8 protein-coding genes and 1 riboswitch are annotated in these 11,884 nt (G+C 74.4%); of the genes, 3 read left to right on the top strand and 5 right to left on the bottom strand.

Going from position 1 to position 11,884, the window contains the following annotated elements; all coding sequences use genetic code 11:
• Window positions 1–42 precede the first annotated feature (42 nt).
• From AC3EUV_RS15710 to AC3EUV_RS15690, 5 genes are all read right to left on the bottom strand, one after another.
• Window positions 43–1,440 (bottom strand): cobyrinic acid a,c-diamide synthase CobB, encoded by a 1,398-nt coding sequence (locus AC3EUV_RS15710; RefSeq protein ID WP_435603172.1) that lies wholly within the window; start codon window positions 1,438–1,440, stop codon window positions 43–45.
• 16 nt (window positions 1,441–1,456) lie between these two features.
• Window positions 1,457–2,053: a cob(I)yrinic acid a,c-diamide adenosyltransferase gene (cobO, locus tag AC3EUV_RS15705; protein ID WP_387248754.1), complete on the bottom strand. Its 597-nt coding sequence runs from the start codon at window positions 2,051–2,053 to the stop codon at window positions 1,457–1,459.
• Window positions 2,053–4,179 carry a putative cobaltochelatase gene (locus AC3EUV_RS15700; protein WP_435603171.1) on the bottom strand — a complete coding sequence of 709 codons (2,127 nt, stop codon included), beginning with the start codon at window positions 4,177–4,179 and terminating at the stop codon, window positions 2,053–2,055. The genes cobO and AC3EUV_RS15700 overlap by 1 nt, the downstream gene beginning before the upstream one ends.
• Window positions 4,180–4,234: 55 nt before the next feature.
• On the bottom strand, window positions 4,235–5,830 hold the full coding sequence (locus AC3EUV_RS15695; RefSeq protein ID WP_435603170.1) for a cobyric acid synthase: 1,596 nt from the start codon (window positions 5,828–5,830) through the stop codon (window positions 4,235–4,237).
• 88 nt (window positions 5,831–5,918) lie between these two features.
• The gene (locus tag AC3EUV_RS15690; protein ID WP_435603169.1) at window positions 5,919–6,953 is read right to left on the bottom strand and encodes a cobalamin biosynthesis protein; all 1,035 of its coding nucleotides are present in this window, start codon (window positions 6,951–6,953) and stop codon (window positions 5,919–5,921) included.
• 153 nt (window positions 6,954–7,106) lie between these two features.
• Window positions 7,107–7,256, bottom strand: a riboswitch (cobalamin riboswitch).
• Window positions 7,257–7,459: 203 nt separating this feature from the next.
• Between AC3EUV_RS15690 and AC3EUV_RS15685 the strand changes: the two genes are divergently transcribed.
• The 3 genes from AC3EUV_RS15685 to AC3EUV_RS15675 all read left to right on the top strand — a co-directional run.
• Window positions 7,460–7,897, top strand: a complete 438-nt coding sequence (locus AC3EUV_RS15685) for an effector-associated constant component EACC1 (protein ID WP_432147019.1) — start codon at window positions 7,460–7,462, stop codon at window positions 7,895–7,897.
• 5 nt (window positions 7,898–7,902) lie between these two features.
• Window positions 7,903–10,527 (top strand): caspase family protein, encoded by a 2,625-nt coding sequence (locus tag AC3EUV_RS15680; RefSeq protein WP_435603168.1) that lies wholly within the window; start codon window positions 7,903–7,905, stop codon window positions 10,525–10,527.
• A partial coding sequence (locus tag AC3EUV_RS15675; RefSeq protein ID WP_435603167.1) for an extracellular solute-binding protein occupies window positions 10,524–11,884 on the top strand: 1,361 nt, incomplete at its 3' end. The genes AC3EUV_RS15680 and AC3EUV_RS15675, both read left to right, overlap by 4 nt.

Raw genomic sequence — 11,884 nt, 5'->3', positions numbered from 1 at the left:
CGCTGCCCACCGGCCTTACGCCGGTCACCAGCCGTACGCCGCTCATCGCGCGCCCCCCGATGCCGCCGCGCTCCGTGCCGCGCTCGCCACCAGCCGCCCGGCCAGCGACGGTTCGGCGGCCCAGTGCACATGCAGATATGAGGCATGCACCCCGCCGGAGACAAAGCCCTCCACCCGGCGCTCCGGATGCGTCAGCCCCCACGCCGGATCCGCGCCCGCGCCCGGCTCCAGCGCCGTGCGGTGGAACTCGTGGCCGCGCACCCGGGTGCCGGCCGCGGCCAGCGCGTTGTCCCGCAGCGCCACCGCCTCGCGGTAGCCGAGGGTGAGCCGTTCGGTCATCCGGGCCTCGGCGGGCAGCACTCCGCACATCGGCTTCCCGTCCAGGGACCGGGAGAGGTACAGCAGCCCGGCGCACTCGGCGGACACCGGCGCCCCGGAGGCGGCCAGTCCGGCCACCGCGGCGCGCAGCGGGGCGTTCGCCGACAGGTCCGGCGCGTACATCTCGGGAAAGCCGCCGCCGATCACCAACCCCTGTGTGCCGGGCGGCAGTTGCTCGTCCCGCAGCGGGTCGAACGGGGCCACCTCGGCGCCCGCGGCGGCCAGCAGCTCGGCGTGTTCGGCGTAGGAGAAGGTGAACGCGGCACCGCCCGCGACGGCGATCAGCGGCTTCTGCGGCGTGGGCGCATCGCCGGCCGGTGCGAGCTGCGCCGCCGGGTCCCAGGCCGCGTCCGGCAGCTCCGGCACCGTACGCGCCAGCGCCAGCAGCGCTTCCAGATCACAGCCCTCGCGGACCCGGGCGGCGAGTTCGGCCACCGACTCCACCGCCTCGGTCCGCCGTTCGGCGACCGGCACCAGGCCCAGGTGCCGGGAGGGCGTACCGGCCCGGCCGTCCCGGCGCAGCGCGCCCAGCACCGGCACACCGGAGGAGTCCATCGCCTCCCGCAGCAGCTCCTCGTGACGGTCCGAGCCGACCTTGTTGAGGATCACCCCGGCCAGCCGCACCTCCGGGTCCCAGGACGCGAAGCCGTGTACCAGCGCGGCCACCGACCGGGACTGCGAGGACGCGTCCACCACCAGCACCACCGGCGCCCGCAGCAGCTTCGCCACCTGCGCCGTCGAGGACAGCTCGCCCATTCCGGACGCCCCGTCGAACAGCCCCATCACGCCCTCGACGAGCGCGAGATCGGCGCCCGCCGCGCCGTGCAGGAACAGCGGCGCGATCCGGCCGGGCCCGCACAGGTAGGCGTCCAGATTGCGGCCGGGGCGTCCGGTGGCCAGGGAGTGGTAGCCCGGGTCGATGTAGTCCGGGCCCACCTTGTGCGGCGACACCGTGAGCCCGGCCTCGGCGAACGCCGCCATCAGGCCGGTGGCCACCGTCGTCTTGCCCGCGCCCGACGACGGCGCGGCGATCACCAGCCGGGGAATCGACCCGCCGCTCACGCGCTGTGCTCCCTGTTCACCATTCGATGCCCCGCTGGCCCTTCTGGCCCGTGTCCATCGGGTGCTTGACCTTGGTCATGTCCGTCACCAGATCGGCGAAGTCCAGCAGCGCCTCGGGGGCGCCCCGCCCGGTGATGACGACATGCTGCGTACCGGGACGGTCGCGCAGCGCCGACACCACCTCCTCGGTGTCGATCCAGCCCCACTTCAGCGGATACGCGAACTCGTCCAGCACCAGCAGCTTGTAGGTCTCCGCGGCCAGATCCCGCTTGACCTGCTCCCAGCCCTCGCGCGCCGCGTCCTCGCTGGAGGCGATGTCGCGCTGCACCCAGGACCAGCCCTCGCCCATCTTGTGCCAGGCGACGGTGCCGCCCTCACCGGACTCCCCGAGCACCTTCAGCGCCCGCTCCTCGCCGACCTTCCACTTCGCCGACTTCACGAACTGGAACACCCCGACCGGCCAGCCCTGGTTCCAGGCGCGCAGCGCCAGCCCGAAGGCGGCGGTGGACTTGCCCTTGCCCTGCCCGGTGTGGACGAACACCAGCGGACGGTTGCGGCGCTGGCGGGTGGTGAGCCCGTCGTTCGGTACGACGGACGGCTGTCCCTGCGGCATTACGCGGCCTTCCTGTTGCCCTGCACGGTCCGTACGAGCGCGGAGACACTGTCCGCGCGCAGTTCGTCGAGGGTGATCGCGGTGCCCTGGAGCTCACGGGCCAGCTCGCCCGCGAGACCCAGCCGCACCGGGCCCGCCTCACAGTCCACGACCACCGACGCGGTGCCCTCAGCGGCCAGCAGCCGGGCGGCGCGGGCGGACCGGACGACGGGCTCCGGGCCGCCGGTCGCGCGGCCGTCGGTGACGACCACCAGCAGCGGGCGCCGCGAGGCATCCCGCATCCGCTCCACCCGCAGCACCTCATGGGCCTTCAGCAGGCCCTCGGACAGCGGCGTACGGCCCCCCGTCGGCAGCTGCTCCAGCCGCGCGGCACCCGCCTCGACCGAGGACGTCGGGGGCAGCGCCAGCTCGGCGCCGGTGCCGCGGAAGGTGATCAGGCCGATCTTGTCGCGCCGCTGGTAGGCATCCAGCAGCAGCGAGAGCACCGCGCCCTTGACCGCGCTCATCCGCTTGCGGGCCGCCATCGAACCGGAGGCGTCCACGACGAACAGGACCAGATTGCCCTCCCGCCCCTCGCGGACCGCCTCGCGCAGATCGTCCCGGCGCACCACCAGCCCCCGCCCGCTGCGGCCACGGGCCCGCTGGTGCGGCGCCGCGGCCTGCACGGTCGCCGACAGATGCAGCTTGCCCAGGGCACCGTGCGGGCGGCGGGCGCCGGTCGTCCGGCCGTGGGCGGTACGGGCCCGGGAGCGGCGGCCGTCCGCGCCCTCGCCCAGGCCCGGCACATCCAGGCGCCGGGTGCGGAACGGTTCGGTGGCCCCGACCGCCGCCTTCTCCCCGGCCGCGCCCCCCTGAGGCGCGCTCTCGGGCTCGGCCTTCTCCGGGGTCTGCGGGGCCTCCCGCTCCTGCTGGTGGGGGAGTTCGGCCTCCGGGGGAAGCGGCGCCTCCTCCGGGCCGCCGTCCTGCGGCGGATGCCCGCCGCCCTCCGGACCGCCTCCGTCCGGACCGCCCCCGTCGGGGCCGCCGTCCGGACCGTCCGGCTCCGGGTCGTCGTCGCCGTCCGTGTCCTTGTCCGCGTTCTCGTCGGCGTTCTCGTCCGCGCCGAACTCCTCCAGCGTCCGGTCGAGTTTGTCCTCGTCCAGGCCGGGGGCGTCGAAGGGGTTGCGGCGCCGGCGGTGCGGCAGCGCCAGCAGCGCCGCCTGTCGCACGTCCTCCTCCAGGACGTCCGTCCGCCCCGCCCAGGCGGCCAGCGCGGTGGCGGTACGCGCCATCACGATGTCCGCGCGCATCCCGTCCACCTCGAACGCGGCACAGGTCGCGGCGATCTGCCGGAGCGCCGCATCGCCCAGCGTCACCCGCGGCAGCAGCTCCCGGGCCGCGGCGATCCGCCCGCGCAGCGCGTCCTCCTCGGCCGCCCACTCCGCCGCGAAACCGGCCGGATCGGCGTCGTAGGCCAGCCGCCGCCGGACGACCGTCACCCGCTCGTCGGGCTCGCGCGAGGCGGCGACCTCGACCGTGAGCCCGAAGCGGTCCAGCAACTGCGGCCGCAGCTCGCCCTCTTCGGGGTTCATCGTCCCGACGAGCAGGAAACGGGCCGCGTGGCGCACGGAGACACCCTCGCGCTCCACGTACGAGGCGCCCATGGCGGCCGCGTCCAGCAGCAGGTCCACGAGGTGGTCATGGAGCAGATTGACCTCGTCGACGTACAGGATGCCGCGGTGCGCGTCCGCCAGCAGGCCCGGCTCGAAGGCCTTCACGCCCTCCGACAGCGCGCGCTCGATGTCCAGCGCGCCGACCAGCCGGTCCTCGGAGGCGCCGACGGGGAGTTCGACCATCCGCGTCGGGCGCTCCTCGACGCCGCCCGTCCCGTGCGGCCCGTCGGGACAGCCGGGGTCCGGGGCGGCCGGGGCGCAGGCGAAGCGGCAGCCGCTGACCACGTCCACGGCCGGCATCAGCGCCGACAGCGCCCGGACGGCGGTGCTCTTGGCGGTGCCCTTCTCCCCGCGGACCAGTACGCCGCCCACCGCGGGGCTCACCGCGTTCAGCAGCAGCGCGAGCCGCAGATCGGCCATCCCGACCACCGCGGTGAAGGGGTACTGCGGGGTCGTGTTGTGCGCGGTCGTCATGCTGTGTCGTCCTCCACGTCGCCGTCGAGCTCCGTATTCGTCCTGTGCGTACCCCTCATGGCGCCCCCGGAGGCACGAACGGCAGTCCCTCCGGCACCCCTTCCTCGATCAGCCGCAGCAGCGCGCCGGTGTCCGCGTGCTCCTCGATCAGATCGCCCAGCCGGTCCAGCTGTTCCTCGCGCAGCACGCCGAACCGGGTGTCGGGGGCCGGGACGAACGCCCGGCCCGCGTCCGCCGCGACCCGCCGCAGGAAGGCCCGGCGGAAGCCGTCGCTCTCCAGCGACCCGTGCCAGTGCGTGCCCCATACGGAGCCGGCCCGGCAGCCGTCCAGGCTGCGCCCTTGGTCATCAGAGATGAACGCCTCCTCCCCGCCGGTCACTTCGGCGACACCGTGGTGGATCTCGTAGCCCTCCACCGGCTCGCCCAGCGCCTCGCCGGCCGGCCGCGCGAGCGTCTTCTCCGCCGCGAACCGCACCCGTACGGGCAGCAGCCCCAGCCCGTCGACCACGCCCGCCCTCGACTCGACCTCGTCCTCGATGCGCTCGCCCAGCATCTGGAAGCCGCCGCAGATGCCCAGCACCGGGCGCCCCTCGGCGGCCCGCCGGGTGATCGCGTCCGCCAGCCCGCGCTCCCGCAGCCATGCCAGCGCCCGGACCGTGCCCCGGGTCCCCGGCAGCACCACCAGGTCGGCGTCGGCCAGTTCCTCGGGCCGGTCCACGAACCGCACCACCACGCCCGGTTCGGCGGCCAGCGCGTCCACGTCCGTGAAGTTCGACATCAGCGGTGCGGCACAGACCGCCACCCGCAGCACATCCGCGCCGTGCGGCGGAGCCACCACGCTCTCGCGCACCGCGCCGCGCAGCGACACCCTCAGGCCGTCCTCCTCGTCGATGCCGAGCCCGTGCGCGAAGGGCAGCACGCCCAGCGTCTGCCGCCCCGTGAGGCCGCGCAGCATCGCAAGGCCCGGCTCCAGCAGCGTCACATCGCCCCGGAACTTGTTGACCAGATAGCCCGCGACCAGCGCCTGGTCCTCCTTGGACAGCAGCGCGGTGGTGCCGAAGAACGAGGCGAACACCCCGCCGCGGTCGATGTCACCGACCACGACCGCCGGGATACGGGCGGCCCGTGCGAGGCCCATGTTCACGATGTCGGTGCGCCGCAGATTGATCTCGGCGGGACTGCCGGCGCCCTCGCAGATCACCGCGTCATGGGTACGCCGCAGCTCCTGGAGGCAGTCGGTCACCGTCCCGAGCAACTGCTCCCGGCGGCCCGCGTACTGCGTCTTCCCCTGGGACGTCCCCCCGAAGTACCCCCGGGCACTGAGCTCTCCCACCGGCTTCCCCAGCAGCACCACCTGGCTGCTGCGGTCACTGCCCGGCTTGAGCAGGACGGGGTTCATCAGCGCGGTCGGCTCCACCCGCGCCGCGGCGGCCTGCATCGCCTGGGCCCGTCCGATCTCCGCGCCCTCGCGCGTGACGAACGAATTCAGCGACATGTTCTGTGCCTTGAAGGGCGCCACCCGGACGCCCTGCCGGACCAGCCAGCGGCAGATCCCGGCCGTCACCACGCTCTTACCGGCGTCGGACGTCGTCCCGGCCACCAACAGGCCACCGCCGACCGCCCCGCCGGCTGCCTTCAACCGCCCGTTCACCGGCTCCTCCTCCTCCTCCTGCGCTTCGGGTCACTACACCCGCCCACCCCCCGAAGGGGGGTGGGCGGCGGGGAAAAAACGGACGGCCTCATACCGCGCCCGCCTCACGCCCGAGCCCCTTGGCCCCCCGAGCCAACGCCCCCCGGGCCACCACAGCCCGCGCGGCGCCGCCCGCCGCCCGCGCCGCCACCGTCGTCGCCAGTGCCAGCACACTTACCCGCCGGGAGAGCCGCACCGCGCGCTCGATGTCGTCCACCGCCACCGGCGGCGCCGGGCCGTTGAGCACCGGACGGTGTTCCACCCGCCCGCCGTACGCCAGCGTGCCGCCCAGCCGTACGCCCAGCGCACCCGCGAACGACGCCTCCACCGGGCCCGCGTTGGGGCTCGGATGCGCACCGCCGTCCGCCCGCCAGGCCCGCAGCGCACCGCGCCGGTCGGGGCCGGCGAGCACGGTCAGCGCGGCGGTCAGCCGGGAGCCGGGCCAGCCGGCGAGATCGTCGAGCCGGGCCGCGGCCCAGCCGAAGCGGCGGTAGCGCGGCGACTTGTGCCCCACCATCGCGTCCAGGGTGTTCACCGCACGGAACGCCACCAGACCGGGCACTCCGCCCAACGCGCCCCATACCAGGGCGCCGACCACCGCGTCGGAGGTGTTCTCGGCGACCGACTCCACCACCGCACGGGCCATCTGCGGCCCGTCCAGCGCCTGCGGATCGCGCCCGCACAGATGCGGCAGCCGCTCCCGTGCCACGTCCAGATCACCCGCCGTCAGCGCCCCGCCGACGGCCCGTGCCTCCCGGCCCAGCGAGGTGCCGCCCAGCACGGCCCAGGCCGTCGCCGCAGTCAGCGCGACCCGGGCGCCACCACGGAGCGACAGCAGAGAAGCGGAAGCCGAGCCCCGCACCGCGCGCTCCAGCAGCGCCGCACCGGCCGCGGCCCCGCCCGCACACAGCACGGCATGAGCCGCCCCGTAACCACGGTGGTCGCGCCACAGCCGGCGCTCGACGGCGCCCGCGGCCCGGCCGAACGCGGCCACCGGATGGCCGCGCCGCGGATCCGCCGCGATCAGGTCGCCGAGAAAGCCGAGGGCCGCGCCGCACGCATATCCCGCGTGTTCGCCGCGCATCGGGTCAGACCGCCGTCAGGGCGCGTCCGTGACGTCCCGCCCGGCCCCGAAGGAGCCCTGCGGCAGCGGGCAGTGGCGATCTCAAGGGGCGGCCGGGCATGGCGGTATGTCCTCACTCAGGGTCCGCGCCCTGGCTCGACGTGACGGCGACCAGAGTCTCCTGGCTCCCGGATCGGCGTGTCCTCCGGCCTTCCAGTCCCGCGTACGTCATCCGACGTATGCGAGGCGGACCGTGGCCTTCGCTGGAGGAACGCTCCCCGGTGACAGTGGCGGGACCGCGCCGGATTCGCACCGGACTTCCTCTGCTGTCGCCGATTGGCTCCGGCAGTCCACCACGCCCCGCGAACGCCGTCAACTCACCCTTGACCTGCGACGCTGCCCCGTGGCAGGCGCTGTGGCGCACGCCACAGCGTGGCTGGGGGGTCACGGACGGTTGCCCGCGCACCTGATCCCGCGTCACTATCTGGTGCACGGCGGCGAAGGGGCCGCCGGAAGGGGGCCGGGGGATGCCGCAGCGCGCTGACCGTCACGAGATCCGTATCAGGATCACGGGCACGAACAATCCTGACCAGGACGCCGAGGACCTCAAGGCGTGGCTGGAGCGCGAGCCCTGGCTGAACGGGCGGCCGCACGACTGGGAGCTGCGGCCGGCGGGGGAGCGCGACGACGGCCCCGGCGACATGGCCATCGGCGTCGACGACCTGATCCTGGTCGTGGTCGGCGCGGTCGCCGCCGAGATCACCAAGAGCCTGAGCATCGCCCTGCGCGAGTGGCTGCGCCGCCGCAGGGAGGAACGCGACACCGGCGAACGGCCCGCCGTGGCGGTCGGCGGCGGGGACGGCGAACTGCGCGCACTGGGCGACCCGGGACCGGGCGCCCCGGCCCCCGAACGCCCCGATCCCGGCAGCCCGGCGAACGGGGGCGGCAGCACCGCCGGGGACTGAGCCGGATGTCCGAATACGACGCACGCGGCAAGGTCAACCGGGCGCTGCTGATCTGCGTCGACGACTACCGCCACCTGCGGCCGCTGCCCGCCGTACGGGACAACCCCCAGGAACTCGAACGCGTCCTGCTCGCCCCCGGCACCGACCTCTTCACCAAGGGCGAGGTCGTCATCTGCCGGCCCCAGGAGCCCTGGGAGGTCGAACAGGCCCTGGACGCCGTCACCCAGGAGGCCCGCGGACTGCTGCTGGTGTACTTCTCCGGCCACGGCCGGGTCGGCCGGGACGGCGGCAATCTCCAGCTCATGGTCGGTGCGTCGGAACGGCGGCACAAAACCGTCTCCTGGCAGGACACCGTGCTGTCCTACCTGGACAACGCGCGGGCCGACCGGATCGTGATCGTCCTGGAGTGCTGTTACGCCGGCAACGCCGGGGAGGCCTTCCACGCCTGCCGCACCCCCACGTCGCTGCTGATGGCCGCACAGCCCAACCGCCGGATCTTCAGCGGCGAGGAGCCCACCGGCGGCAGTGTCTTCACCCGCGCCCTGCGGCAGATCCTGGAAGAGGGCATCCCCGGCAAGCGGTTCGTCACCTTCGAGGACCTCGTCCGGGAGCTGCGGGACCAACTGGCCGGCGAGCAGACCCCGATGGGCGACGTCTGGGAGCCCCGCTCGGCCAAGCAGAACACCGTCGACGACGTCATCCTGTCCTTCGCCACCCCCGGCATCCGGCCCCCCACCCCGCTGCGGATCCGCTTACGGCGCCGGCTGAACACCTCCTTCCGGCACTGGTTCCGGATCCTGATGGTGCTGGCGATCATCGCCGTACCGGCCACCGCGGGCGTCGTCCTGCTGAACCTCCCGGGCGCCGCCGCAGCCTGCCCGCCCGCCCTCGAACTGCGGCTGCTCACCGCGCCCGAGGCCGAACCCGCGCTGCGCCAGGCGGCCTTCGACTACGAGATGTCCGACGCCAACACCCGGCCCCTCAACGGCGAGGGCGACCTCCCCGACGGCTGCCGGCGCGCCCAGATCACCGTCTACTCCGCTGCCAAGGACCAGGTCGACCAGGGCTTCGCCGCCGCCGACCGCTGGCAGGGCGAGGCCCACGGCACCGGCAAGGACGGACCGGACGACAAGGGCATCGACCCCCTCTACCGGCCCGGACCCCAGCCCGACATCTGGATCCCCGAATCCACCGCCGACTACTACGAGGCCCGCCGCGGGATGCCCGCCAAGGGCTCCCCGGCGACCCTGCACTACAGCGCCCCGGTCGCCTACACCCCCCTGGTCGTCGGCATCCCGGCACACCGCCGGCTGGACGACGTCGAACCGGCCGGCGCCTCCTGGCGGGAGCTGCTCACCGGCACCGACCGCACCCACCGCGACCTCCGGCTGCTGCGGCCGAGCCCGGTGCTGTCCGGCACCGGACTGCTGCACACCCTCGGCCTCTACCTCACCCACGACGGCTCGGACGCCGCTTCGTCCGGCGCGCCCGACCTCACCCTGGCCCGGCACGCCGAGGAGCGGCTGTCCGCCCCCGGCAGCCAGTACGCGGGCAGCACCGAACTGCTGTGCTCGCTGCGCCCCGACGCGGACGCCGCCGGCTCCGTCGACCGTACGAAGTCCGCCCCCCTGGTCTCGGAGAAGTCCCTCGCCGACTACAACCTCGGCCGCGCCACCGGCAGTTGCCCGGCCCTGGACGCCCCGCTCCCGCTCCGCAGCCGCTATGTCGCCTACTACCCCCGGGACGTCCCCGCCCTCGACCACCCCCTGATCCGGGTCGACTGGCACGGCACCCGGGACGCCACCCCACGGCAGGCCGCCGTGGCCCGCTTCGCGACCTGGCTGCGCGCCGCGGACGGCGGCCGGCGCACCCTCACCGCCCAGGGCTACCGTGGTGTGCACGGCACCGGCCCGGGGGCGGGCTCACCGCTGCTCGACAGCCGCGCGGACGTCAGCCCCCTCGCCCCGACCGTCCCCTTCACAGCGGACCCGGACCAGGTCTCCCAGGTACTGGACGGCTACGACAAGGCCCAGAAGTCCAGCCAGGTGCTGATCCTCCTCGACACCTCCACCTCCATGGCCGACGGCGGCCGGCTGCCGACCGCCCTGCGCGCGGCCGGGCGCGTCCTGGAGATGGTCGGCGCCCGCCACACCTACGGCCTGTGGGCCTTCCCGGACCGCGGGCACCCCACCGACGCCGACGCGGTGCGCGAGCTCGTCGCGCCCGGCAGCGCCGACCCGGCACCGGGCCGGGCCGCGCTGAACCGGATCGCGGGCGGCGAACTGGTCGAGCACGGGGCCGCGATGGAGGAAGCGCTGACCCGCGCGGTGCGCAGGATGAAGAAGTCCCCGGCCACCAACAAGGCCATCGTGCTGATCCTCGACCAGGACGACGGTGCGGGCCCGGGGCGCGCGGCGGGCGTGGAGCGGACCCTCGGCACCCTCGTCGAGGAGGGCCCCGAAGTGCCCGTCCTGGCGCTGGCGCTGGGCAAGAACGGCTGTGACACCTTCGCCCTCCAGCGGCTGGCCGACGCCTCCCACGGCCAGTGTGTGCCCGGCGGCCCGCAGGCCGTCGACACCCTGGCCGGACGGATCGCCTCCATCGGCACGGCCACCAAGGGGGACCGATGACCGCACCACGCACCGCCGCACCCGCCGCCCTGGCCTGTCTCGCCCTGATGTTCGCGGCGAGCGGCTGCGCACCGGGGGAGCAACTCGTCCCGGAGAAGGGCGCGATCGTCCTCGCCACCGGCAGTGACCTCAGCAGCTCCGGTGTCCGTCAGGACCTGATCCACGACTGGGAGCGGCGGACCGGCCGTACGGTCCGGATCGTCAAACTCCCGGACACCGCCGACGGCCAGCGCAGCCAGCTGCTGGCGGCCGGCCAGTCCGGCAACGGCGGCTACGACGTGCTCAACCTCGATGTCGCCTGGACCGCGGAGTTCGCCGAGGCGGGCGTGATCCGTCCCTGGGCCACGGCCCTGAACGGCGACTTCCTGGACAGCGTGGCCAAGACGGTCGAGTACGACGGCAAGGTATGGGGGGTGCCCTTCAACACCGACGCCGGGCTGCTCTACTACCGCAAGGACATCCTTCGCGCGTACGGCCACGGCGCCCCGTCCAACTGGGGCGAGTTGAAGGACGTGGCGACCGAGGTGGCGCAGGACTACAACCGCGAATCCGCCCGGGACGCTGCCTCCGGCCACAAGAAACAGCGGCCCAGGATGTACGGCATGGTCGCCCAGCTGCGGCCCTACGAGGGGCTGACCGTCAACACCCTGGAGTCGGCCTGGGTCAACGGCGGCGACCCGGACGCCACCAGCTTCACCAAGGGCGCGCAGGTCGGCGCGCTCCAGCAGGGCATCGCCGACCTCAAACTCCGGCTCGACTCGATCATGCCGCACGAGGCCACCACGATGGACGAGACGGAGAGCCGCCGCTGGTTCGCCGACGGCCGCGCGCTGTTCATGCGCAACTGGCCGGTCGAATACGCCTCGGTCGCCGAGAAGCTCACACCCGGCGAGCAGTTCGACGTCACCCAGCTGCCGGCCCGCCCCAGCGACGGCAAACGGATGTCCGTGCTGGGCGGGCAGAATCTCGCCCTCGCGGCCGGCAGCACCCGGCCCGCCGGCGCGCGGTCCCTGATCGAGGCGCTGACCGGCCCCGGCAGCGAACGCTGTCTGCTGGAGCGGGGGTTCGCGGCCACCCGCGACTCGGCCTACCGGGAGGCGGCCACGGCACCGCACTGCCCGCTGCCGCCCGACGACGCCGAACGCGGTGAGCACGGCGCCACGGGGCGGCCGGAGCCCCGGCCCGACCCCCGCACCCTGCACGCGGCGCTGATGGCGGCCGCACCGCGCCCGCGCAGCGCGCACTACCAGACCTTCAGCAAGGTCGTACAGCTCGGGGTGTCCGCCTATCTCAACGGCGTCGGCGGCACCGCCATCGCCGACCGGCTGGCCCGGGACGCCGATGACGCGCTCGATGG

The sequence above is a fragment of the Streptomyces sp. bgisy130 genome (genome assembly GCF_057708345.1).
The sequence above is the reverse complement of the archived record's forward strand: the minus strand, read 5'-3'. Positions and strand labels throughout refer to the sequence as shown.

Coding starts and splice junctions, on each gene's coding strand:
- cobO (WP_387248754.1), bottom strand. CDS start 2,053: ATGCCGCAGGGACAGCCGTCCGTCGTACCGAACGACGGGCTCACCACC.
- AC3EUV_RS15700 (WP_435603171.1), bottom strand. CDS start 4,179: ATGACGACCGCGCACAACACGACCCCGCAGTACCCCTTCACCGCGGTG.
- AC3EUV_RS15690 (WP_435603169.1), bottom strand. CDS start 6,953: ATGCGCGGCGAACACGCGGGATATGCGTGCGGCGCGGCCCTCGGCTTT.
- AC3EUV_RS15685 (WP_432147019.1), top strand. CDS start 7,460: ATGCCGCAGCGCGCTGACCGTCACGAGATCCGTATCAGGATCACGGGC.
- AC3EUV_RS15680 (WP_435603168.1), top strand. CDS start 7,903: ATGTCCGAATACGACGCACGCGGCAAGGTCAACCGGGCGCTGCTGATC.